General features: G+C 35.5%; 24 protein-coding genes and 2 pseudogenes. 13 read left to right on the top strand and 13 right to left on the bottom strand.

Annotated elements, in window-relative coordinates; translation table 11 throughout:
- Positions 1–83: 83 nt before the first annotated feature.
- Positions 84–785: a response regulator gene (locus tag A9G10_RS11620; protein WP_065559672.1), complete on the bottom strand. Its 702-nt coding sequence runs from the start codon at positions 783–785 to the stop codon at positions 84–86.
- A gap of 18 nt (positions 786–803) precedes the next feature.
- On the bottom strand, positions 804–2,393 hold the full coding sequence (locus tag A9G10_RS11615; RefSeq protein ID WP_065559671.1) for an ATP-binding protein: 1,590 nt from the start codon (positions 2,391–2,393) through the stop codon (positions 804–806).
- A gap of 279 nt (positions 2,394–2,672) precedes the next feature.
- Between A9G10_RS11615 and A9G10_RS11610 the strand changes: the two are divergent.
- The 7 genes and pseudogenes from A9G10_RS11610 to citX form a co-directional block, all read left to right on the top strand.
- Positions 2,673–3,965: pseudogene (locus A9G10_RS11610) on the top strand (2-hydroxycarboxylate transporter family protein); the annotation flags it as partial.
- 94 nt (positions 3,966–4,059) lie between these two features.
- Positions 4,060–4,902 (top strand): fumarylacetoacetate hydrolase family protein, encoded by an 843-nt coding sequence (locus A9G10_RS11605; protein ID WP_065559670.1) that lies wholly within the window; start codon positions 4,060–4,062, stop codon positions 4,900–4,902.
- 8 nt (positions 4,903–4,910) lie between these two features.
- Positions 4,911–5,966: a [citrate (pro-3S)-lyase] ligase gene (citC, locus tag A9G10_RS11600; RefSeq protein ID WP_065559669.1), complete on the top strand. Its 1,056-nt coding sequence runs from the start codon at positions 4,911–4,913 to the stop codon at positions 5,964–5,966.
- A complete protein-coding gene (gene citD / locus A9G10_RS11595; protein WP_065559668.1) occupies positions 5,967–6,257 on the top strand; it encodes a citrate lyase acyl carrier protein in 291 nt (96 codons plus the stop codon).
- A complete protein-coding gene (gene citE, locus A9G10_RS11590; protein WP_065559667.1) occupies positions 6,254–7,141 on the top strand; it encodes a citrate (pro-3S)-lyase subunit beta in 888 nt (295 codons plus the stop codon). Before citD ends, citE begins: the two co-directional genes overlap by 4 nt.
- Positions 7,142–7,153: 12 nt before the next feature.
- The gene (gene citF, locus A9G10_RS11585) at positions 7,154–8,683 is read left to right on the top strand and encodes a citrate lyase subunit alpha (protein ID WP_065559666.1); all 1,530 of its coding nucleotides are present in this window, start codon (positions 7,154–7,156) and stop codon (positions 8,681–8,683) included.
- A gap of 70 nt (positions 8,684–8,753) precedes the next feature.
- Positions 8,754–9,290, top strand: a complete 537-nt coding sequence (gene citX, locus A9G10_RS11580) for a citrate lyase holo-[acyl-carrier protein] synthase (protein ID WP_065559665.1) — start codon at positions 8,754–8,756, stop codon at positions 9,288–9,290.
- Between the two features lie 106 nt (positions 9,291–9,396).
- Here the strand turns inward: citX and metB are convergent, their stop codons facing one another.
- The gene (metB, locus tag A9G10_RS11575; protein WP_065559664.1) at positions 9,397–10,581 is read right to left on the bottom strand and encodes a cystathionine gamma-synthase; all 1,185 of its coding nucleotides are present in this window, start codon (positions 10,579–10,581) and stop codon (positions 9,397–9,399) included.
- Between the two features lie 174 nt (positions 10,582–10,755).
- Between metB and metJ the strand changes: the two genes are divergently transcribed.
- On the top strand, positions 10,756–11,073 hold the full coding sequence (gene metJ, locus A9G10_RS11570) for a met regulon transcriptional regulator MetJ (RefSeq protein WP_065559663.1): 318 nt from the start codon (positions 10,756–10,758) through the stop codon (positions 11,071–11,073).
- Between the two features lie 104 nt (positions 11,074–11,177).
- On the opposite strand, the gene rpmE is transcribed toward metJ, so the two are convergent.
- The 7 genes from rpmE to A9G10_RS11535 form a co-directional block, all read right to left on the bottom strand.
- Entirely contained in the window at positions 11,178–11,393 is a 216-nt protein-coding gene (gene rpmE / locus A9G10_RS11565; protein ID WP_065559662.1) for a 50S ribosomal protein L31, read from the bottom strand.
- A 143-nt stretch (positions 11,394–11,536) separates the two neighbouring features.
- A complete protein-coding gene (degS, locus tag A9G10_RS11560; RefSeq protein ID WP_065559661.1) occupies positions 11,537–12,589 on the bottom strand; it encodes an outer membrane-stress sensor serine endopeptidase DegS in 1,053 nt (350 codons plus the stop codon).
- 113 nt (positions 12,590–12,702) lie between these two features.
- A complete protein-coding gene (locus A9G10_RS11555; protein ID WP_065559660.1) occupies positions 12,703–14,076 on the bottom strand; it encodes a Do family serine endopeptidase in 1,374 nt (457 codons plus the stop codon).
- A 72-nt stretch (positions 14,077–14,148) separates the two neighbouring features.
- Positions 14,149–14,550, bottom strand: coding sequence for a ZapG family protein (locus tag A9G10_RS11550; RefSeq protein ID WP_065559659.1), 402 nt, complete (start codon positions 14,548–14,550; stop codon positions 14,149–14,151).
- A 61-nt stretch (positions 14,551–14,611) separates the two neighbouring features.
- Positions 14,612–15,073, bottom strand: coding sequence for a DUF721 domain-containing protein (locus A9G10_RS11545; protein ID WP_065559658.1), 462 nt, complete (start codon positions 15,071–15,073; stop codon positions 14,612–14,614).
- A 493-nt stretch (positions 15,074–15,566) separates the two neighbouring features.
- On the bottom strand, positions 15,567–16,151 hold the full coding sequence (locus tag A9G10_RS11540; protein ID WP_065559657.1) for a hypothetical protein: 585 nt from the start codon (positions 16,149–16,151) through the stop codon (positions 15,567–15,569).
- A 182-nt stretch (positions 16,152–16,333) separates the two neighbouring features.
- On the bottom strand, positions 16,334–16,996 hold the full coding sequence (locus A9G10_RS11535; RefSeq protein WP_179855837.1) for a lipopolysaccharide core heptose(II) kinase RfaY: 663 nt from the start codon (positions 16,994–16,996) through the stop codon (positions 16,334–16,336).
- Positions 16,997–17,226: 230 nt separating this feature from the next.
- On the opposite strand from A9G10_RS11535, the gene A9G10_RS11530 reads away from it, so the two are divergent.
- The gene (locus A9G10_RS11530) at positions 17,227–17,526 is read left to right on the top strand and encodes a GIY-YIG nuclease family protein (RefSeq protein ID WP_065559655.1); all 300 of its coding nucleotides are present in this window, start codon (positions 17,227–17,229) and stop codon (positions 17,524–17,526) included.
- 23 nt (positions 17,527–17,549) lie between these two features.
- Here the strand turns inward: A9G10_RS11530 and A9G10_RS11525 are convergent, their stop codons facing one another.
- The 3 genes from A9G10_RS11525 to A9G10_RS11515 form a co-directional block, all read right to left on the bottom strand.
- The gene (locus A9G10_RS11525; protein ID WP_065559654.1) at positions 17,550–18,536 is read right to left on the bottom strand and encodes a serine/threonine protein kinase; all 987 of its coding nucleotides are present in this window, start codon (positions 18,534–18,536) and stop codon (positions 17,550–17,552) included.
- A gap of 11 nt (positions 18,537–18,547) precedes the next feature.
- Positions 18,548–19,159: a ribosome biogenesis GTP-binding protein YihA/YsxC gene (gene yihA, locus A9G10_RS11520; RefSeq protein WP_065559653.1), complete on the bottom strand. Its 612-nt coding sequence runs from the start codon at positions 19,157–19,159 to the stop codon at positions 18,548–18,550.
- Between the two features lie 68 nt (positions 19,160–19,227).
- Positions 19,228–20,439 (bottom strand): aspartate aminotransferase family protein, encoded by a 1,212-nt coding sequence (locus A9G10_RS11515; RefSeq protein ID WP_065559652.1) that lies wholly within the window; start codon positions 20,437–20,439, stop codon positions 19,228–19,230.
- A gap of 208 nt (positions 20,440–20,647) precedes the next feature.
- On the opposite strand from A9G10_RS11515, the gene A9G10_RS11510 reads away from it, so the two are divergent.
- The 4 genes and pseudogenes from A9G10_RS11510 to A9G10_RS11495 all read left to right on the top strand — a co-directional run.
- On the top strand, positions 20,648–20,917 hold the full coding sequence (locus tag A9G10_RS11510; protein ID WP_065559651.1) for an oxidative damage protection protein: 270 nt from the start codon (positions 20,648–20,650) through the stop codon (positions 20,915–20,917).
- 8 nt (positions 20,918–20,925) lie between these two features.
- Positions 20,926–21,996, top strand: a complete 1,071-nt coding sequence (gene mltC / locus A9G10_RS11505; RefSeq protein WP_065559650.1) for a membrane-bound lytic murein transglycosylase MltC — start codon at positions 20,926–20,928, stop codon at positions 21,994–21,996.
- A gap of 365 nt (positions 21,997–22,361) precedes the next feature.
- Positions 22,362–22,916: a hypothetical protein gene (locus A9G10_RS11500; protein ID WP_065559649.1), complete on the top strand. Its 555-nt coding sequence runs from the start codon at positions 22,362–22,364 to the stop codon at positions 22,914–22,916.
- 233 nt (positions 22,917–23,149) lie between these two features.
- Positions 23,150–25,518: pseudogene (locus tag A9G10_RS11495) on the top strand (hypothetical protein); the annotation flags it as partial.

Raw genomic sequence — 25,518 nt, 5'->3', positions numbered from 1 at the left:
TAACAAATAAGCATATTTATATAATTATCAATTATATGAATAGTTGGCTTTAGTGGTACTTAGCTAATATTTGGAAAATAGGGCTATTTTCCTAATCGTTTATACAGTCTTTCTGGGCGCCCGATTTTTCCATGGTTAAGTTCAACAGTTAATAATTTTGTTTGAACACAATGTTCTAAATATCGTCTGGCGGTCGTTTTACTGATTTGAGCATTTTCGACTATATCATCTACCGTTAAGGGTTTGTCTGTTTTCATAAATAGATCTTTAACTTTTTGTAGAGTGATTTCCTCGATACCTTTTGAATGACGATTAATGCCGACAAAATCTTTCGTTTGCAAATTAAAAAGTTCATCAATTCTTCGTTGATTGACATGCTTTTGTAGGCTTTGCCGATATAAAAACAGTTCAAAACGCTCTAACGAATGTTTTAAACGTTGATAGGACAGTGGTTTTATCAAATAATCAAATGCACCCAAGCGTATTGCTTTGCTACACGTATCCATATCACTGGCCGCAGTGATGAAAATAACATAGCAATCAAGATGATTATTAATGATATATTCAAAAAGATCGATACCTTTTCCATCTGGTAAATAATTGTCTAATAAAATTAAAGTTGGTTTTAATTTATCGATCATTATTTTTGCTTCAGCCAAATTGGAGGCAATACCAATAACATTTACTTTGGTATCGCGTTGAATAAAATCAGCATTTAGCTCAGCTAAAATTGGCTCATCTTCAACTATAAGTGCTTTAATTATATCATCTTTTGATTGATTCATACTTTCTTATCCCTCATGTTATTTGGGTATGAAAACGGAAAAAATTGCACCGTAAGGTTCATTATCTTCAAATGTAATATAGCCATTAGCTTTTTTTATGTACGTCAAAACGAGATGCAAACCAATCCCATGTTCTTTAGTATCTTGTGATGTGACACCGGGTTTAAAAATTGAATCACGAATTTTTTCATCTATTCCACATCCTTGATCACTAATTTCTAAAACAATTTCATCCGTTGCATCGCTGAGATATAAAGAAATTGTTTTATCTCCACGATCGTTTTTCAAACTGGCATTGAATGCGTTATCAAGTAAATTACCTAAAATAGACATAAATTCTGTTTCGGTAATTGAATCGGGTAATGCAGTTAACTGGCATGCAGGATCGAAAACCAGCTTTAAACCAATTTCATGTGATTTAGAATATTTACCTATTAACAGACCACATACAGCAGGTACTTTAAAATGCTCAGTTATAAAATCTAAACTAGCTTGATTATCGGCAGAGTGCAATGCAATAAAAGATTCTGCTTCTTGGTAACGCTTCATATAAATTAAACCAGATAACGTTGCCATCCAATTAAGATGTTCGTGTCTTAATGTGCGCAAATTATCCACATATTGATTTACCTGAGTTAATTGCATGCTTAATAAATTGATATCATTGTAGTTACGGAACGTAATAACCCAACCTTTAATCTTATTATCAACCAAAATTCGTACTCGATTAGCAATGACAATTATATTATTAAAATAACAAATATGATCATGTATATCTTGGGTCTTATTATCATCTCCACTTATAAATTCTGTTGATTCAATAAAATCCCATAGAGTATGATGAATCAATTCATTATCTTTGACTTTAATTTTTAACATCGATCTTGCTGATTGATTGATATTCATAATTTTGTAATCAAGATCAATGGCAATGACGCCTTCAAAAATGGATTCCATAATTGATTTTTGGCTTTTTACCAGTAATGCAATTTCTTTCGGCTCCAAATTAAACATCTGTCTTTTGATTGCCTTAGAAAAACAATAAGAAAAGATAAACAATGCTAAAAATAGTAATGAACAAAAAAAGATAAAAGGTATTACTTGTTTGATATGTAGTGCATAAATATCATCAATCATATAACCAATTGAGACAATGCCAACAATTTTACCTTGATCCACTATTGGTGCTTTACCTCTTAATGCTAATCCAAGTGAACCCTCACTAATGGTAACACTACTATTGCCATTGAGTACTTGCTGATTATCGTCACCAATCATGGGTGAAAATAGCGCATTATTAGCAGTATGAAAAAGGCGATGGGCATTTTCATCACCAATAACAATATAACTTGCATCACTTTGTTGAAAAATATCAATTACTAATTCAGCTATTTTATTCGTATCTTTTTCTCTAACATATTTTATTAAACTGGGTATTACTGCTAATTCCCTTGCTTGAATTTGCGCTTTTTCACCTAAACTTCGGTATAAATTTGTTTCTGTCGCATTCCAAATATAACTTTGTAATAGAGCTAAAATAATCAATGAAAAGATCAAAAGAGATAAAAATAATTTCGTAGTAAATGATAATAGTACTTTCTTTCGCATTTTTACATTTACTTTTCAAATTAAAGTAGAGGTGAGTGTAACACAGCATAAAAAAACTTTGAGCCATTAAAACCATAAAAACCACAGTTAAAATATGATTTATATCACAAAAATGAGATTCATATTTTGTCACTATACGCGCCAATTAATTCGAACAAATCAAATCATTTTGGAGAAAAAATACATATGGTGGATTTCAATTCAATTGGAAAAACGCATAATCAAAAAGAATCAACGAGTAAGCCCGTTGAGCAAAATTTAAAAGGGTGGCCTTATAATTGGTGGCGACTCATGGACAATTATAAAATTGGTGTAATTCCACTTCCATTATTTATTATTGCTGGTATTCTTATTTTCACCGAAGTGTTAGTAACAGGTAAGTTACCGAGTGAAATCGTTGTTATGGTTGTCACTTGTGCATTTTTTGGCTTTTTGTGTGGTGAAATTGGTAAACGTTTACCGATCGTTGGTAAAATGGGCGCAGCAGCAATCTGTGCAACCTTCATTCCATCTGCTTTAGTTTATTATGGAATTCTTCCTACGCCAGTTGTTGAAGCAACAACTAAGTTCTATAAAGATACGCATATTCTTTATTTATACATTTGTTGTATCATCGTTGGTAGTATTATGAACATGGATAAGAAAACACTTATTCAAGGTTTCTTAAAAATCTTTGGACCGATGGTATGTGGTGAGATTGTCGGGATGCTTGTTGGTGTTGGTGTCGGTTATCTGCTTGGTTTAACACCGTTTGAAACATTCTTCTTCTTGGTATTACCTATCATGGCTGGTGGTGTTGGTGAAGGTGCAATTCCACTTTCAATTGGCTATGCTGCAATTTTAGGTATGGAACAAGGTGAAGCCTTAGGTCGTGTATTACCGATCGTTATGTTAGGTGGATTAACGGGTATTATTTGTGGTGGTGTGCTTAATCGTATTGGTAAAGCTTATCCACATTTAACGGGTAATGGACGATTACTACCAGCGTCAGAAGAAGACGAAATTACAGATAAAAAAGCAACGAAAGCTGATTCTGTTATCGATGTGACAACATTTGCTTCAGGTGTATTATTAGCCGCTATCCTTTATATGGTTGGTATGATTGGTCATAAAGTGACGGGTATTCCAGCACCAGTAGGAATGTTATTTGCAGCTGTATTTGTTAAATTAATTTCAGGTGTTTCACCAAAAGTATTGAGTGGTTCACAAGTCGTTTACAAATTCTTCCAAACGTCTGTCACTTATCCAATTTTATTTGCGGTAGGTGTGGCAATCACTCCATGGGATAAAATTGTTTCTGCATTTACGTTAACTAACTTAGCAGTCATCGTTTGTACCGTGGTGAGCTTAGTAACAACAGGCTTCTTTGTAGCGAAAAAATTAGGTATGTATCCAGTAGATGCAGCTGTTATTTCATGTTGTCAAAGTGGTCAAGGCGGAACAGGTGACGTTGCAATATTAACCGCAGCGGAACGAATGGAGTTAATGCCATTTGCACAAATTGCAACCCGTATTGGTGGTGCGATTAATGTATCGGTATCGTTACTTATTCTCGGCAATTTCTTAGTATAGTTAAATTTTTTTAACAACAACCTTAGCCTAGACTAGGGTTGTTTGTTTTTATTTTATAGTAATAATCAATACAAACAGCTTTTAAGGAGTACTCATGAAGCTTGTCAGTTATCTTGTCTCTGGTAGAGCAAGTTTTGGTCTTCTCACTAATCATGGTATTGTTGATTTAAAACAAAAATTCGGTGATAAATATGCTGATTTGAAATCATTACTTGCTGATGAAGAAGGCTTGTCGCTAGCAAAAACCTATATTAATGCTCCAAGTGACATTAATGAGCAAGATATCACTTATTTACCGGTTATACCGAATCCCAATAAAATTTTATGTGTTGGCATGAACTATGCTGAAAAAAGAGCAGAATTTAATGAAACCAGTTCAGCACCAACATTATTTGTTCGTTTCCCTGATTCACAAACAGGGCATAAAACGAATATCCTCAAACCAGCTATTACGAATGAACTAGATTATGAAGGTGAACTTGCCATTATCATTGGTAAAGGTGGTTTTCGTATCAAACAAGAAGATGCATTATCACATGTAGCAGGTTACAGCTGTTATATGGACGGTTCAATCCGTGATTGGCAATATACTTGGTTTACGGCAGGTAAAAACTGGCCAAGTACAGGTGCATTTGGTCCTTGTTTAACCACGACTGATGAGATTCCTGATCCTACCGTATTATCTTTAACGACCTATTTAAACGGTCAGGAAATGCAACACGATTATGTCAAAAACTTAGTCCATACCGTGCCTGAACTTATTTCTTATATCAGTACTTTTACCCGTTTATCTCCTGGCGATGTTATTCTTACTGGTTCACCGGGTGGTGTAGGTAAAAAACGTAATCCTCCAGTATTTATGAAAGATGGCGATAAAATTGAAGTTGAAATCTCTGGAATTGGTCGTTTAACTAACTATGTGGTAGCAGAAAAATAGGTGATATTATGTATAGTTTAGTCGATTTTTCAGTGGTAGATATCTCAAAATCATTAACTGAACGAGAACAAATTATTCGTTTGTTAACGCTATCGGATCTAAACTTAGACCCTCAAGTTCATATATTTATCGTTGCTTACATGGACGGTAAAATGGTGGCTTGTGCAGGCATTGATGACAATATTATTAAATGTGTTGCGATTGATCCGGATTATCGTGGAAATCAGCTTAATTTGACTTTGTTGGATAACGTTATCAAATATGCTAATGAGCAGGGGCATTTTCATCTCTTTTTATATACTAAACCTGAAAATATCGACTTTTTCAAAGGGTGTGGATTTTATCCTATCGTCGAGGTAAATAATCTTGTCGTATTAATGGAAAATACCCCCGTTGGAATTAAGCAATACTGTAAATATTTAAGTGAACACCGTAAAGAAGGAAACAAGATTGGCAGTGTAGTGATGAATGCTAATCCATTTACAAAAGGTCACCAACATCTTTTACAATATGCTGCCAGTCAATGTGATTGGCTTCATGTTTTTGTCGTCAATGAAAATGTTTCACTATTCCCATTTGATGTACGTTTACAACTTGTGAAAGAGGGATCGAAACACTTAAAAAATGTCACGGTACATGCAAGTTCTGCTTATATTATATCTAGAGCAACATTTCCTACTTATTTTTTAAAGGATAATGATAAAATTGATTACGCTTACATGGGGATCGATTTATTAATTTTCCGTAATTATATTGCCCCAGCACTGAATATTACCTATCGTTTTGTTGGAACCGAGCCCTACAGTCAAATAACTAATGCTTATAATACTTCAATGCGTTATTGGTTACAGGATAAAGACGTTAGTCCTTATCCGGTTGTAACGTTAGTTGAAATTCAACGTATTCTTGAAGGGGAAGATATCATATCCGCTTCGTTGGTTAGAAAATTACTGGCTGATGAGCAATATGAAGAGGTAAAACGATTAGTTCCTGAAACAACATGGAACTATCTAGAGGCTAATTTAGATTCAGTTAAAAATTTAATTCGTTCAAAAGGTAACTAAATGAAAATCAAGAAAGAAGCCATGGCTGGCACTCTCGAATCAAGCGATTTGTTAGTGAAAGTCACTCCTAATACAGGAATTGAAATTGTTATTAATAGTGATGTTAATAAGCAATTTGGCGATCAAATACGCGCCGTTGTTGAGCAAACCTTAACAAGTCTTAATGTGACTGACGGTTTAATTATTATTGATGATAAAGGCGCTTTAGATTGTGCGATTAAAGCTCGAGTACAATGTGCAGTATTGCGTGGCGCAGAAGAAGAGAACTTAGATTGGAGTAAATTACTATGAAAAAATTGCGTCGAAGTATGTTATTTCTGCCGGGTGCGAATGCAGCGATGTTATCCACTTCGTTTGTCTATAAGCCTGATTCAATCATGTTCGATCTTGAAGATGCAGTATCATTAAAAGAAAAAGATTCTGCTCGTTTATTGGTTGCACAAACATTACGTCTTCCGGTTTATAAAGAACATGGAATTGAAACTGTTGTTCGAATCAATGCGCTCAATACTCCATTTGGATTAAAAGATCTTGAAGCTGTTGTGAGAGCAGGTGTTGACGTTGTACGTCTACCGATGACAAATAGTGCTGAAGATATCCATGAACTTGAAGCTCACGTTGAACGAATTGAAAAAGAGTGTGGTCGTGAGGTTGGTAGTACTAAATTAATGGCAGCGATTGAATCTGCGTTAGGTGTAGTAAATGCTGTTTCAATCGCAAAATCTTCACCACGTTTGATTGGTATAGCGTTAGCGGCATTCGATTATTTGGTTGATATGCAAACTGAGCGTGGAGACGGTACCGAACTATTTTATGCTCGTTGTGCTGTTTTACATGCAGCGCGAGTGGCGGGTATTGATGCATTTGACGTGGTTTATTCTAACGTGAATGATGATGAAGGCTTCTTGAAAGAAGTTAGCTTAATCAAAAAATTAGGTTATAACGGTAAATCACTGATTAATCCAAGACAAATTGAATTACTACATAATGCTTATGCGCCAACAGCGGCAGAAGTTGAAAATGCACAAAAAGTGGTTGAAGCTGCTGAAGAAGGTGAAAGAAAAGGGCTTGGTGTGGTTTCATTAAATGGCAAAATGATTGATGCACCGATTATTGCACGTGCTCAAAAAATTATTGAGCTAGCCAAATATTCTGGTGTACGTAAAGAAATTTGATAGGATTAAAAAATGACGACTTCTATAGACAAAAAAATTGATGATTTGCTAAAACAGCATCCTGATCTAAACAATATTGCACCGTTTGTTAATGCTAATGCAACAACGCCTTATTTAAAAGATGAGTCAAAATACACACGTAAATTATGTGATTCTATCGAACAAGCAATTCATAAATGTGAATTACGTGATGGAATGACAATCTCTTTCCACCATGCTTTTCGTGAAGGTGATAAGGTCATTAACAAAGTTGTTGAAACGATCAGCAAACTGGGTATTAAAAACTTAACGTTAGCATCAAGTTCATTGTTAAGTTGCAACTCTGCTTTGATTCCACATATTGAAGCAGGTGTGATTACCAAAATTTATACCTCTGGTTTACGAGGAAAATTAGCTGATGCTATTTCACATGGATTAATGGATAATCCTGTTCATATTCACTCACACGGTGGACGAGTAAAACTTATTCAAAGTGGTGAAATTAATATTGATATCGCATTTTTAGCTGTTTCAACAGCTGATGAACAAGGTAATGCCAATGGTGTATCGGGTAAATCTCAATGTGGTGCATTGGGTTATGCGATGGTTGATGCGCAATTTGCGAAAAAAGTAGTCTTGTTGACTGAAGATATCGTTGGTTATCCTAATCATCCGGCAAGTATTCGTCAGGATCAAGTCGATTACATTGTTAAAGTCGATGAAGTGGGTGACCCGACTAAAATCAGTGTCGGTGCAGCGCGAATTACCAGTAACCCACGTGAGTTAATGATTGCACGTTATGCTGCGGATGTCATTGAGTATTCTGGCTATTTTAAAGACGGTTTCTCAATTCAAACTGGTTCAGGTGCGTCTTCAACGGCAGCCACCCGATTCTTAGAAAATCGTATGCGAGCTAAAAATATTACCGCCTCATTTGCATTAGGTGGTATTACAGCAAGTATTGTTGATTTACATGAAAAAGGTTTAGTTAAACGTTTACTTGATACGCAAAGTTTTGATGGTACTGCAGGACAATCTCTAGGTAAAAACCGAGATCATATCGAAGTTTCAACCAATGTCTATGCAAACCCTGCATCGAAAGGGGCAAGTGTGGATGAGTTGGATATTGTTATCCTTAGTGCACTTGAAATCGATCTTGATTATAACGTCAATGTATTAACGGGATCGGATGGTGTTATGCGAGGTGCGTCTGGTGGTCACTGTGATACCGCGGCTGGTGCAAACTTAACCATTATTGTTGCGCCATTAATTCGTAGCCGTATTCCAACTGTGATTAAGAAAGTGACAACCGTTGTAACACCAGGTGAGAGCGTTGATGTGCTTGTAACTGACCATGGTATTGCTGTTAACCCTAACCGTCCAGAAATTGCTGAACGTTTAAAAGCAGCAAACTTACCGGTAATGAGCATCGAAGAGCTCTACCAACGTGCTGTGTCATTGACTGGTGAACCAAAACCAATTGAATTTAATGATAAAATTGTTGGTATTGTTCATTACCGAGATGGTTCGGTGATTGATGTAGTACGCGAAGTTAAAGACTAACTAACTTGCAATAGCATGACATGATGACATGCTATTGCCTTCTTTTATCTAAATAGCAGACAAAACCACAATGATAGTAAAATTTGATGATGGTACGCCAATCACGCTTGAACAGATGTTACTTGCGAAAGAAAAACGAGTTGCCAATCAACTTTTTGCAATAACGCACTATCAACAGCCAATCATCTCACTTTGTTTGGTGATTCCAGGAGCTATAAAAAATAGTAGTGGAGCACACTATCTATTTAATCAAGCGATCCAAGCATTACACCAGTGTTTGAGTACAAACAATATTACTATCGTGAATGAACAGCATTATCATCAAATCACAGGGTTTGAAGCGATTATTTCGGTAGCTTGTCAAACAGAACAGTTAAAAAAATTTTGTATTGATATTGAAGATAATCATCCTTTAGGACGATTATGGGATATCGATGTTATTGATCCTACTACCCAACTGAGCCTTTCTCGAGCTCAATTTGAACAACGTCCGAGGCAATGTCTTGTATGTGATGACGTAGCCAAAATTTGCGGACGAGCCAAACGACACTCACTTGATGAGATATTTACCGCAATTCAACATAAAATCATCCATTACGGTAAATAACATTTAAAATTCACTATAAATATCAATAAATTAAATATTAAAAGGATTGATGAAATAGATTATAATAGTGAAATCATCAACCCATAATTAAATTATATAATTAAAGCTAAATAGCTGCTAATGCTTGTTGTAAATCACCGATTAAATCATCAATATCTTCTAATCCAACTGAAATGCGTAATAGTTGATCGGAGATGCCAGCTGTCTTACGAGCTTCGGCGCTAATTCCTGAATGGGTCATCGTTGCAGGGTGACAGACTAAGCTTTCAACTCCCCCTAATGATTGTGCCAACGTAAATATATTCAACGCTTTTAAAAATTTAGGCATAACGTCAGCATTACCGACCAATTCAAAACTTAAGAGAGAGCCAAACCCTTTTTGCTGTTTTTTAGCGATATCGTGACCAAGATTAGACGGTAAAGATGGATGGAAAACTTTAGCAATTTTAGGGTGATTTACTAAAAACTCAACCACTTGTTTGGCATTGTCTTGCTGTAATTTGACACGAGCGGCTAAAGTACGTAATCCACGCAATAACAAGTAGCTATCAAATGATGACGTTAATGTACCAATATTATTTGCCCACCATAAAACATCTATTGCTAATTTTTGATCTTTGAAAACCAAAATACCAGCCAATAAATCGGAATGCCCATTTAAAAATTTAGTACAAGAATGGGTGACAATATCGGCTCCAAGTTCTAATGGCTTTTGTAAAATAGGTGTCATAAAAGTATTATCTACTAATACAATTGCACCCACTTCATGCGCTTGTTGAGTGATCGCTTGAATATCGACAACACGCAAAAGGGGATTACTTGGTGATTCAATTAAGACTAATTTAGGACGCAGATTTAACGCTTCTTTCAATGCAACAGGATCGGACTGATCAACAAATTTTGCTTTAAAATGACCTCGTTCGCTTAAACTATTAAATAACCGATAACTGCCACCATAGCAATCATGAGGCGCAACCACTAAATCATTAGGGGATAATAATGCAACGCTAACTAAATGGATGGCTGACATTCCACAATTTGTTAATATGGCATCGGCTCCACCTTCCAATTTTGCGACGGTTTGTTCAACTAATCGTCGGCTAGGATTTGATTTTCGACCATAATCAAATTCTCTGGGTTTTGCAAACTCTTCATAGCGGTAACATGTTGAAGGGGTAATCACTGGAACGACACTACCGTGTTGATCATCAGTATTTAAACCTCCCCGGACAGCAATCGTTCCTTGGTTCAAATTAGCACATCGGCTTTGATTGTTAGATTGATTAGCCATAATAATCTTCCTAGACCTCTTGATTTTTTCTTAGATATCAGTTGTATAAGAATAACACAATTAATAAAGACGTCAACATGTCTAGACGTCTAAGTATCTTGGTGTGTAGATTGCAGTAAAACAAAAAAAACGTTAAAATTATCCACATTATTTGTGATGTAATTTGGTGGAAAAATGATGAAATGGAATGGCGACTATATCAGCCCTTATGCAGAGCATGGTAAAAAAAGTGAGCAAGTAAAAAAAATTACTGTTTCAATTCCGTTAAAAGTCTTAAAGATATTGACTGATGAACGTACTCGTCGACAAGTGAATAATTTGCGTCATGCAACCAATAGTGAACTTCTTTGTGAAGCTTTTTTGCATGCTTATACAGGGCAGCCTTTACCATGTGATGAAGACTTACAAAAGGATCGAGAAGATGGTATTCCACAGCAAGCTCAAAAAATGATGAGAGATTTAGGTATTGATCCTGATCTGATTGATGAATAGAAATAAATGTTCATCATCGTTCAGCATCATTAGAGAAGGGATATAAAAAAGGCGCATTAAGCGCCTTTTTTATGATAATAACGAAAAAATCGTTACAACAAAAACTATTTTTTACCGCCAACCATTGAAAAACGTTGTTTGAATTTATCTACACGTCCACCAGTTGCAACATCACGTTGTTTACCAGTATAGAATGGGTGACACTCACCACATACGTCAAGATGAATATCATGACCAATAGTTGAATGAGTTTTGATAACATTACCGCAAGAACATGTTGCTGTAATTGCTTTATATTCTGGATGAATACCTTCTTTCATAATAAGCCTCTAGTGTTGGTTCGTATCGCTATATAAACGGCTATGAAAGCAAAGTCTATACACCATACGAGTGTTAAAAAACATGATTAAGGTTGCGAATTATACGCTTTAAACTGCTGGTAATCAAGCAATAAAAGCCTTGTTTAAACAGGTAACTGACCAATAGTTACTTGTAACTCAACCTTTTCACCGTTTCGCAATACTACTATGGGGACGGTTGTGCCTGGTTTCAACTCGGCTATTTGATCCATAGTTTGAATAATGGATTTGACAGGCTTGTTATCAACCATAATTAAAATATCATCCGCTTGTACTCCGGCTTGTAAAGAAGGGCCTTCGGCATTAGTAACCAAAATACCTAAAACAACCGGCATATCGCTTGGATTTCGAGTAGGCGTAAATTCTAATCCATCAATACCAATATATCCGCGAATTATTTTGCCATCCTGAATCAATTTATTCATTATCTTTACCGCTAACGCTGTTGGAATGGCAAAACCGATACCTTCTGGTACTTCATTTCCTAAATTTTTAGCAAAGGTTAAGGTGTTAATTCCGACTAATTCACCTTTAGTATTAACTAGTGCCCCTCCAGAATTACCATGGTTGATTGATGCATCAGTTTGAATAAAGTTTTGTCGACGATAAGGACTTAAACCATCACGTCCTGTTGCACTGATAATGCCCTGCGTAATGGTTTGCCCAATATTGTATGGATTACCAATAGCTAAAACAACGTCTCCAATTTTTGGTTCTCGGTTAGGATTGATGTGAATTGTTGGTATATTGGTAGCTTCAATTTTAAGTACTGCAATATCAACCAGTTTATCAGAACCAACTGTTAGCGCTTCAAAAATTCGTCCATCTTGTAAAGCAACGATAATTTGTTCTGCACCATCAACAACATGATAATTAGTAATAATATAACCCTGCTTACTCATAATTACCCCAGAACCTAGAGGTGTAATTGGGTTATCTGTCGATTGTTGAGACATTGCATTCACTGAACGGCTGTAGATATTCACAACAGCTGGTGCAGCAATTTTGACAGCATCAGAATAACTTATGGGTTCGTTATCAAAGATTGATCTTGAAAAGTTTGATTGTGTTCCATTGCGCAAGGTTGGAAATATAATCAATAGCACTATCGCTAAAACAGTACCAATCAATATAGGCCATAAAATTTTCTTAAGCATAATGATTTGATTGTAAAGGGTGATAAAAAGATTTTAGCACATCTGATTAGATGTTGAAATTAATGATTTTCGTCGATACTAAAGTATCGACGAAAAGAAAATTTATTTAGGAATTAGCGTAAAATCAAATACAAACGGCTATCACCCCGAACAATATTTAGCGCAATGGCAGATGGTTTGCTGTCAATAATTTTACGAAGATCCGCAATATTGTTAACACGTGTTTTATTTACACCCGTGATAAGGTCGCCTTCTTGCAGACTTAAACTTGATGCAGGTGAATTTTTAGCAATGCTCTCAATAATTACGCCTTTTTGTCCTTTAATTTCACCATTAGTCAATATGGCGCCATCAAGGGAGGTGTGTAAAGATTTTGCTTCAGTCGTCGATTCGTCGCTATTTTTTAATTTCACACTGACGGTTAAATTTTTGCCATCACGTATTAAACCTAATTCAACAGTTCGTCCAACACCAGCGGTAGCAATTTTAGCTCGTAATTCGGCAAAACTATCAACGGGTTTTCCATCCATTGACACAATCACATCGCCAGATTTAATACCGGCTTCCTTTGCGGCAGAATCATCGATAACTTCACTAACAAATGCCCCTTTTTGAATTTCAAGATCGAACGCCTTTGCAATATCAGAAGTTAATTCATTCCCTTTTATACCTAATACACCACGTTTAACTTCGCCAAACTCAATTAGTTGCGAAGTTAAATTTTTCACCATATTACTCGGAATTGCAAAACCGATACCAACATTTCCGCCACTAGGTGCAATAATTGCGGTATTAATTCCAACTAATTCACCATTTAAATTGACCAAGGCTCCACCTGAATTGCCTCGATTAATTGACGCATCAGTTTGAATAAAATTCTCAAAACCATTCATACTAAGCCCACTTCGAGCAAGTGCTGAAATAATACCAGAAGTAACCGTTTGACCAATTCCAAAAGGATTACCAATTGCCACAACATAGTCACCAACACGTAGTTTATCTGAATCAGCAAGTTTCAGTGCAGTTAATTTTTTACCATCTTGAATTTGCAGTAATGCAATATCACTTTGTTGATCTTTCCCAATTAATTTGGCTTTATACTCATGACCATCATTTAAAGAAATAATGATTTTATCTGCATTTTCAATAACATGATTATTGGTTACCACGTATCCCTTTTCAGCATCAATAATGACACCAGAACCTTGACCAGTAAACGCTCTCGATTGACTGTCAGGATAACCAAAGAAACGTCTAAATTCCTCTGGCATGTTATTTTGCATTTGAGCAACACCTTCAACTTTAATGCTAACAACAGACGGTAATACTGTTTCTAACATTGGAGCCAAGCTTGGTTTTTCAGTATTATTATCGGTAGGTATCGATGGAAAAGCAGCATAAGCATTTGAAAACATCGATAAACTTATACTTATACTTAAAGCAATAACACTTAATAGTTTTTTTTGTTTTTTTACTGAATTGTTCATTTTACAACTCTCGCTTTTCGAATAATTTAAAAATAATAGAAACATGTACTAGCGTTTACTAGTGAAATCGTATTAAGACCGTTGATCATCCGTTTTAAATAAATTTGAAGGATTATCAGAATAATCTTTAGGTTGCTTTTCTAAAACTAATTTTGGGCTACTGTCAGAATTATTTTCATCAAGACTAAGATTAGGCATATTTTCGCTACCAATAATCTGTTGCGAATTTTCTGCCATATGTTGATAAAGACGTCTAAACTCTTTAGCCATATTATCTAAGATTTCAGCACTGTGGGAAAAATGTTGTGCAATCATTTGTTTTTGAGTTTTCAATTCTTCTTGTGCTTTATCAAGCTCTCGTTTGGTATTTGCATATTGACGAGCTTTAGGACTAACCACATTCATTAAAATAGCGCCTACAATCAAGCCTATCACTAATCCAATTAAAATATAGATGATAATGTCTTTTTCCATAAATTACTCCTTGTACATTATATAGTCTGATTATATAAAATTAATCTAAACTTACTCGTTATCATTTTGCATGGTTAGCAAGTTTAATCAATTGTTTTTTTAGTTTATTTGGTGCATTTTCTGCTAATGCATATAAATAAGTTGCACTAATTTGTGTCATGGTACTGTTCATTGTAGCATCATTTGGCGAATGATTAACCCTTTGAGATGAAGGTGTAGCAATATCAGGATTAATACGATATTGAATAGATGCTAAAGATGGCAATAAGTTTTTGCGAATACCGGTTAATAAATTGCTTTGTTCATATTTTAGTCGAGTAAGCCAACTCGCTGAACTGACTTCAAGAATGAGAATACCTTGCCTAAAATTAGATACCCGACATTGAACATTTAACGGAGGAGGAAGTAGATCAAATACAACATCAGATAATTTCTTTAACGCATATATTCTTTCTTGAATATGCAATAAAGACGGATCTTGCGTCAAAATTGACGAAAGTATTTGTGGTTCATTATCACGCATAGGCTAACCTCATGCTCTCCATTATGATCTTTTGCTCTGTAAAAAACATACGCAATATATGACTAAAATAATTTAGCGCATCTAATAAAAAATATCTTACTAAAAAAAACCATTTACAGATAGTTAAAAAAACTTTTTCATATTTTTAATCTAGCATACTGAAAATAAACAACTTGTTTTGGAAGTCGATCCTTTATAGGAATAGCACCGTTTAAAAACGTTTATTTCAAGTAATAGCATAATTATCGTTTTATAAAAAAGGAAATCATCATTTATTACTATTATTTTAACAAAGATATCCAAGCAGTAAATGATTAAAAGCAATAATTGATACAGATTAGTTATATCGCTAATTTAATTTGATATATTTCAAATTAAAACATAAAAAATTGTAAACAAATAAAGTGGATTGTAATTTAAATAAGATTATCATTGCCGATTATAAAAAATAATAACAAAACTTAAAAAAATTTAATCCAAATAAAACTTGTTATTATTTTAATAAGCAAGTTTGAATTTTATTGATTTCTTTATTTAGTGCATCGATAACTAGGTCAGGATGTGAGCGTTGTAAAGTTTTAACGTTTTCAAAACCATCGTTTACTGTTGAACCAGTATATTGTTGAGCCTGTTTAATGTTGCTAAATAGATAATCAATATTGTTTTGATGGCGAGTAGCCGTTAAAGTATAACTGACAAAATATTTAGCGTTATATTGATAGTCGGTTACAGCATTGGCAACCACATGATTGCCTTCAACTAGCTTAATCGTTTGCCCCCCATTAATTGTGATCGATTGTTGATTAGGGATGTTGTATGAATACCACCAAGGTGATCCAAAATAACTTTCGTTTGTTAGCACAACTGGCCCATTATTGAGTTCTTGTGCAATACACAGCGACAATGAAGAATGAGGATTTTGGATTGGTATTGTTTTGCTATATTTATTGAGAATATCATCGCCCGCTGCGTTTTGTGCTATTTCGACGCCTTGGGTTTGATAAATCGACGCCATTTTTGGCGAAGTACAGCCAGTTAGCACAGCAACAAGAGTGAATAAAATTATAAACGCTTTCATGGCTAGCTCCTCATTGGTGTTAAACGGTTTATTAATTAGTTTACTCGTATCGATAAACATTAACCATAAATTAATATTAGAAATTGAATGAAAAGAACCAATGTTAAAAATGTGGAAATTAATAACAATTTTAGACGTTATGCGAGTGAGGTAAATAATTACCTCACATCATTAAGATAATATTAAACTTTTTTGCCACGAATTTTTCGTGATAATCGTTTAAATCCATGGGTAAATTTTTTAATTGCCATTGCCATAGCCGGAACTTTAATCTTAATATTAAATCGTTCTTGCAGTTCTATGGCATCGTTAGCTTTTGTTAGCCAAATAAACCCTGAATTTGTTAAATCGATAGCTTTAATTTTGCCATCTGGCGTTAAAATAAAATTACCACCATGCACATCGTTAGAGACTAAATTATAATGATGAAGTTTTTCGATACAATTTTTGACTTGTTCGCCATGTAATTTCATTTCGTCCCTTGTTAGCGAACGACCTTCAATAAAATTAAAAATCATATAGTGGCGTTTAGTTTTTTTATCGAATGCGACTAAATAAAGCTCATAAGCTATATCGCATTTATCCAGCGAAATTTTAGCTAATTTGTGGATTAAATTAAAATAAAAATCACCGGTTATTTTGGCAATAAGTCGACGTTCCAAACGATTTTCAACGCCACCATCAATTTTAAAAATAAATTTGCTTTGGTTATGATTAATTAAATAAGTATATCTTTCAATACGATCACTTGGATCCAATAATTCATGATGACCTTCCTCTGCCAGAAAGTGATCAAACAGTTCAAGATAGTCAATTTCATCATTTTGGACGTAAGCGAATTTCATATCACCACGTTCAGTTTCTATAATATTTGCAAAGTTATTCAAATTGCTTGGCTCCAACATACAACAACATAATTGGTTTATCTTAAACACTATCTATCTTAAAGTAAATGAAACGATGATAATTATCACGTTTACCTAACCTAATTATAATCATCAAAATTTTGCTCTGGTTAAAATGTTTTCTTATAATTGAAAATTATTGATAAATACGTTAACTGCTATGGTTTACTATGCCAAATAAGTCATCAGTTTGGTTTCTCTATATTATTAGAACAGCCAAACAAACATTTTATACCGGTATTACTACTGATATTAGTCGACGTTTACATCAACATCAAACAGGTCAAGGTGCTAAATATTTGAAAGGTCATCAAGATTTTACGCTTGTCTATCAAGTTTATGTTGGGGATAAATCCACAGCTTTAAAGCTTGAGTATCGTGTCAAACAACTTTCTAAGACTCATAAAGAAAAACTCATTGCACAATCGCCTAACTTAACGGAATTATTGGCAAGATTCATTGCTAACTAATTTATTTTATATGAGTTTATAACTCAAAATGCCGACATCAATGCTAAAGGTGGTGAGTAAATTGCTTTAGTTTGCTGTTCAAATTCCTTGAGTTGTTGATACCAAAAATCAACATCTGTGATCCAAGGAAAAGCAGCAGTAAAAGCGGGGTCTTGCCTGCGTGTAATAATCCAAGCTAGATAATGAACCATTCTCATTGCCCTTAATGGCTCAATTAATTTAATTTGTTGACTATCAAAATCGTTAAACTCTTGATACATTTCTATTAACGCATCAAGTTGTAGACGTTGTTCTTGCCGATTACCGTTCAGTAACATCCATAAATCTTGAATTGCAGGGCCATTACGTGCATCATCAAAATCGACAAGTATGGCTTGGTCTCGCCATAAAATATTACCAATATGACAATCGCCATGTAAACGGATGCATTGCCAATCATTATGCCAATGTTGTTCTACAGCTTTAATCAATTGTGTCAGGTTTGTTCTAAGCGCTGAATGAATATTTTTAGGAATAAAATCACAAGATAAAAGTACCTCTTGAGGCTGATAAAGGTACTCCTCAAGACCAATTGTCGGTCGGTAAATAAAGTTTTTTTGGGCGCCAATTTGATGCATTCGTCCTAATAATAGTGCGACTGACTCCATCTGTTCAATGTTATCAGATTCGTATTGTCTGCCGCCTATACTTGGAAAAAGCGAGAACAAGTAACCTTGATATTCATGCAGTGTGCTGTTATTGATTATTACAGGTGTAACAACAGGGATTTCAGCATCAAATAATGCTTGGGTAAATTGATGCTCTTCAAGAATTTGCTCTCGACTCCAGCGATGTGGACGGTAAAACTTAGCAACATAACGTATCCGCTCTTCATCCATGAATTGGTAGACGCGATTTTCATAGCTATTTAACGCTATTAAACCCGAATCAACACGTATCCCGATAGACAATAAACAATCAAGAATGAATTCAGGGGATAACGCTTGGAATGAAAAAGCAGGATGATTCATTAATTTCTCTTTTATTGTTGGTTAAACCATTCGTTTAATTGCCATTTTAATGGTTCAAGACCAATACGTTTTGGTGATGAAAAAGGGGATACCGTAATATCACCTTGAAAAGGTAAAATGGCTTCTTTGACCATATTAACTTGTTTTTTGAGCGCTCCGGACGCCAGTTTATCGGCTTTGGTCAATAACAACATGACAGGAATGTTTACTGATACCGCCCATTCAATCATCTGTTGATCTAAATCTTTTAAAGGATGTCTTATATCCATTAATATCACTAAACCTTTAAGGCTTTCACGTTTTTGTAGGTATTCACCTAATGACTTTTGCCATTTTCGCTTGATTGTTTCTGGCACTTGCGCATAACCATATCCTGGCAAGTCAACCAACCGACAATTAGGCTCGACTTCAAAAAGATTGATAAGCTGAGTCCGACCCGGTGTTTTACTGGTTCTGGCCAACCCTTTTTGGTTAGTCAGCGTATTAAGCGCACTGGATTTTCCTGCATTTGAGCGACCGGCAAATGCGACTTCTACACCACCGTCAAAAGGTAAATGTGAAATATCTGGTGCACTTAATATAAATTTAGTTTTTGCATAATTTAATGGTCGAATATCGTACATAAATAAGTATCCTATAAATGCATAGACAGCATTTAATCGATTAAAATGCTGTTACTGTATAGAAAAACTTAAGCATTGACAACTTTTTCAACGGCTTTTGCAAATCGGTTCATCCCTTCTTGGATTTCATCTTCTGATATAATCAGTGAAGGTGTAAAACGTAATACATTTGAACCGGCATTTAAAATCATCACCTTATATTCTGTTGCGACGTTCAAAAAATCTCGAGCTTTGTCATGAAACTTGGGTTGTAATTCAGCGCCAATAAGTAACCCTTTTCCTCGATATTCTCTAAACACATTGAATTTGTCATTAATTTCTTCCAGTTTAGCAATAAATATTGCTCGACGCTTTTCGATCCCTAAAAGTACGTCTGGTGAATTGATAATATCAAACGCTTCACAACCTACTGCACAAGCAAGGGGATTACCACCATAAGTGGTACCATGTACTCCAGCGTGCATCACAGAGGATATTTGATCGGTGGTTAACATTGCACTAATCGGGAATCCGCCACCCAATGCTTTAGCGGAGGTCAAAATATCCGGTATCACATTATATTGTTGATAGGTGTATAAACTACCTGTTCGTCCCATGCCACATTGAACTTCATCAAATATCAGCAAGGCATTATATTCATCACAAAGTAACCTGACACCATTTAAAAATTCAGGTGTAGCCGATGCTAAGCCGCCTTCCCCTTGTACCGGTTCAAGGACGACCGCACAAGTATGATCATCCATGACCGCTTTAACCGCATTAAGATCATTAAACGGAACATGAACGATATCGGCTGGCTTAGGGCCAAATCCATCGGAATATTTTGCTTGACCACCAACAGAAACCGTGAAAAAAGTGCGTCCATGAAAAGATTGGTAAAAAGAAATAATTTTAGTTTTATAAGGATGAAACTTTTTTGTGGCATAATAGCGAGCAAGTTTGAACGCAGCTTCATTGGCTTCCGCCCCTGAGTTGGCAAAAAATACGCGATCAGCAAAAGTATGGTCAATTAGTTTTTGAGCAAGCATTAATGCCGGTTCATTAGTAAAAACATTGCTAACATGCCACAATTTTTGACTTTGTTCTTGTAATGCTTTGATTAATCTTGGGTGGCAATGCCCTAAAGCGTTGACTGCAATGCCACCAGCAAAATCGATGTACTCTACGCCATTTTGATCCCAAATCCGGCTACCTTCACCTTTAACGGGGATAAATTGTGCGGGTGAATAAACGGGTAAAATGACTTTATCAAACAGTTCTCGAGATACGTTATGTTGCATTGTTACATCCTTACCTTTATTGACATGTTGCAATCTATTTTATGCCAAATAGAGGTTTAGTAAAGTAAATAATTATTCATTTAATTTGAATTAAAATTCATCTTGAAGGTTTTGCGCAGGATAGCGACCGAATAATTTTCTTCTTTTACATAATTGTTTTCAGTTATAATTGGAGAATATTTTTAATTGTATTTGGAAAAAGATTAATATGAGCCGCATTATATTTTGCCATTATTTACAAGAAGAATCGGAAGGTTTGGATTTTCAGCTATATCCGGGAGAGCTTGGCAAGCGTATATATAACGAAATTTCAAAACTTGCTTGGCAAGAATGGCTTAAAAAACAAACCATGTTAATCAACGAAAATAAACTCAATATGATGAATCCTGAACATCGAAAAAAAATTGAAGATGAAATGGTTAAATTTTTATTTGATGGTGAAGATATCATTATTGATGGCTATAAACCACAAAATTGAGAAATCACATGAAAAATAACATAAAAATTATTACATTATTTGTTACTGCAAGTTTTTTAGCGGGTTGTCCTAGTAAAAATGCAAATTTCGATAATGAAGATTATTATGTTAAAGATACCAATGCATTTAATATTTTAATCAGCCAGTATGCTAATAATATTGAACAAATTTGGGGGCCCAAAGAGGTACTTATTGCAGGGCCTAAAGATTATGTTCAATATGAGGATAATTTAGAAACGCGAGTTCATATTAACTTTGTTTCTGGGGTGATTACGATAGAAACTCTCTCTGATATGCCCATAATCAGTTTAAAAGATGCTATTGTTTCAACGTTACTAATGCCAGAACCAGATGATATTATTCGCCATGGTAAAATGGGGCAGGATCAGTCACAAGAGCCTTTTTTGTACAATCAGGTACTTGACCAAGAAATGCAACCTATTCGTTGGAGTGGTAGAGCCAATAACTTTGCTGACTATGTTCTTGCTCATAATATGCAAGTCCGCACATCGGGTTCTCATCAAATTACTTATGTTGAAATTAAACTTGTTCCTAATCATATTAATCAACGCGCCAGAAAATTTTTACCGTTAGTGATTGAAGCATCAAATCGTTATCTTATTGATGAACGATTAATTTTAGCAATTATGGAAGTTGAATCGGCATTTAACCCCTATGCTGTAAGTAGCAGTGATGCGCTTGGATTAATGCAAGTTCAACAACATACTGCTGGACGCGATATTTTTTCATTACGGGGAAAATCAGGGGAACCTAGCAGGCAATTTTTACTCGATCCTAAAAATAATGTTGATATGGGTACAGCTTATTTATCATTATTAAAAACAAAATATCTAGCAGGAATTAATAATCCCATCTCTTTGAGATATGCAATGATAACATCTTATAATGGTGGTGCAGGTAGTGTACTTCGTACCTTCTCTAATGATCGTAACGAAGCGATTAGCATTATCAATTCTATGACTCCACAACAAGTATATCGAAAATTGGTTACTTCGCATGTTTCTCAAGAGTCTCGCAACTATCTTATTAAAGTCAGTAGTATATTAGACAATCGGTAGAATATATTATAGTCATGCCATCATACTATATTGATTTATTGATATTATGATGGCCTTTGTTAAAGAAACAATAGTTATATGATTAACCTTGATTTGTTAATCTTAAATTTCACTTCTTAAAAAAAGCTTACCGTAAAGATAATTGAAATTGATAATAATCTGTTTTATTTGCTGTTTAACCGCTTACAACTCTTAGCAAATAAGGAGTTGATGCGGTTTCAACCTAAACTTAGAATAAGTGAAAATAATAGTAAAGTTTTAGCTATTAAATTTTTAGTAAATTTTATCTTTTCTTTATATCGTTTAAGGTCATCAACCTAATTTTAATAACAGAGTTGCAATAAAATGAAAGGAAATGCTAATTCATGAATAAATGTAATCGGTTCCGTATTTTTTCTGATCTCATAACAGGTTTGTGGATTTTGCTTGGATCAATTTTTGCTTTTGCTAAAACAATGACCAACTTAAACGTGCTTAGATCTATTGATGATAAAATAAATACAACAGAAAAACTGAACTTAAACATTTACCATTCTGGACTCATCTTACAAAAGTTATTTCTTGCTTCTTTGGGATTTTATAAAGATACAAATTATCCGATTAAAAATGTCGGTTCTCAAAATAAGATATATCAGCAACCTAATTTAGATCATTATCGTCAATTAGAAACATTGTTTTTCAGTAATAGCCATTTTGTTACAGCGTTATTTGAACAGACTAATACTGTTATAAAGGAACCTTTATCAATAAACAATATATACAGTGTAATCTCAGTTGCGCATTATGGACTTTTAAAAAATAGTGTTAACACGGCATCCTTTCAGATTTTAGGTCAATATGTTGTGCAAGATAGCAATTTGCTAACTAATTTATTTCAACTAAAAGATAGAATGTATAAAAAATACACACAAAGATATTAACTTTGATGATATTTTGATAGTTTAAAGCAAATATTTATTATTTATTGATCGTTTTATTCGATCAATGTATTATGTCAGCTCAAAAAGTCTCAAACTAAAATGTTATTTAAATCATTAATTATTAATTAAATGTTAAGTTAAAACGATAATCGGTATAGATGTTAATAAAAGACATTTAACTGAACCAACAATAAATAAAAATAATAGCTATTAAAAGAAAGGAAATAAACTAGATGAAAAAACATAACTGGACCCGACATCCGCTTTGTTTGGGGATAAGTGTTGCTTTTTTACTCGGCTCAAATGGTGTTTATGCCGGTACGGATAACGTGCCCAAATTGAACATTATTCGGGATGAGTTTAATGCAAAAGAAAAGCTTAATTTAAGTATCTTTAATCCTAAAGTGAAGTTAACTTCACAAGGATTATTTACAACACCAATGGGGCTTTATGTTTACACCAACTATCCAACCAAAATTGCGGAATATCAAATCACCATTTATCGACAATCAGATTTAGACAACCAATATCCTATAAAGACCTTACGTTTTAGTGATATCAGTCCTTATGAAGCGGTATTATGGAATGGTGAAACGGATAATGGTGAGCCATTATCGATTGACAGCGAGTATAAAGCGATTTTAACCACCACCAGTTATGACGGTTTGAAAGACAATGTTTATGCAGCATTTTTTAAAACATTAGGTTATGGCATTGCACAAACCGACAGTGATTTTATTTCCTATAGCAAATCTAACCTCCAATCCAGCTCGTCGAATTTATTATTTGGTCAATTAAAATCAGACAGCACGATACCGGGCTTTGGTGAAAGCCGAATAAACCATCAGGGCATTGTCACCAGTGCCCAAGACCGTAAAGTGGTCATTCAAATGGCGGGGCTGGAAGATAAAAAAGCAGTGAAGCTCAATGGTGAGCGCTTAGTGGTGGACGACAATGGTCGAGCCATGCGCGAGATAATTTTATCGCCGGGTGAGTATCAGTTTGATTTAAGCTGGCAGGATGAGCAGGGTCAGACCCACACACAGCAGGAAAAGCTGGTAGTGGAGCAGGAAGATGACCTTTTCTATGTGGGTATAGTGGATGTGACGTATGCGCAAAACAATGTCAGTGGCGACGGACAATCCATACTGGAAGAGGCTGACAGTCATCACTATAGCGGCAAAGGAAGCTGGGATGGACGGGTTGCTTTTTATTTAAAAGCGAACAAAGGTGATTATCGCATTACCGCCCATTTGGACACAACGGAAACCCGGCTGAAAAATGCGTTCGGTCATTTAGGTGAAAAAGACCCGACCCGTTTTATCCGTGAAATCGACCCGCAAGCTTACTACCCAAGTTACGGTGATGGTTCGACCACTGAACGGGATGTGGATACGGAAGGGAAGTTTTATCTCAAAATAGAGAAAGGGAAAAGTTACGGGTTATGGGGTAACTATAACACGCAGATTACGGGCAATGAGTTTGCCAACTTTAACCGCAGTTTATACGGTGCACAATTGTTTCATGAAAGTGAAGGCGTGACCGGATATGGCGACACCCGCACGTACGGGACGGTGTTTTTATCGAACGGTGAAACGCGAGGCAGTCATGTTGAGTTAGCCTCGACCGGTGGTAGTTTGTATTTTTTAAAACATCAGCGTATTACCGAAGGGAGTTTAAAGCTGTCGATGGAGGTACGTGACCGTAATACGGGTCGGGTACTGAGCACCGGGACGTTAACGGAAGGCGTGGACTATGAAGTCAATCAGTTTCAGGGTCGGGTACTTTTAACCAAGCCACTGCCGATGACGGCACAGGGTGAGACGGGGAGCTCGATAATTGAAGGCGGTAATCTGTTAGGGGGTAACCCGGTGTGGATTATTGCGGAGTATGAATATTACTCAGACGGTTTTGACTTTAACAGCGAAAAAGTGTTTGGTGGTCGTGCTTATCACTGGTTAAACGACCATGTTCGAATTGGCGGGACGTATATCAATGAAGACCAGTCAAGCGGAGATACGTATGAATTAAAAGGGGTAGACCTGATAATACGACCGACGCAAGGAACACATACCCATGTGGAGTATGCGAAAAGCAAGGCAGGGATGAATGATATCTATGTGTCGAGCAATGGTGGTGTATCGTTTAATCAAACGACGTTATCAGGCGATACCCGAGGTGCGGCATGGAAGGTTGAGCAAACCATCAACTTTAATGACTTTACGGATGAGGATATTCCGCTGAGTTTTAAAGGGTATTACTCGATGCAGCAGGAAGGCTTTTCATCGTTTGCCAAAGCCCGAAGCAGTGATTTGGAAGAGTGGGGCGGCGAGTTACGTTATGACTTTGAGCCGGATAAGCGAGGGGTATTAGTTTCTTACAGTAATGAAAAAGACAAGGGTAACTATGTAGAACGAATAGCCCGTGCACAATATTACACCACGCTGGGCGATTTATATAAGACCACATTAGAGCTGGAGCACCGCAATAACCACAATTATGGTGAGGACAGCACGCATGAAATGCTGGTGGCGGCGAAACTGGAACGCTCGTTTTTTGACGGACGGGACAAAGGTTACATTATTCAGCAGCTGACGTTAGG

The organism is Gilliamella sp. wkB308, assembly GCF_001690185.1.
Classification (GTDB): Bacteria; Pseudomonadota; Gammaproteobacteria; order Enterobacterales; family Orbaceae; genus Gilliamella; species Gilliamella apicola_I.
Note: the sequence above shows the minus strand (reverse complement) of the source record. Positions and strands in the feature narration are given on the sequence as shown.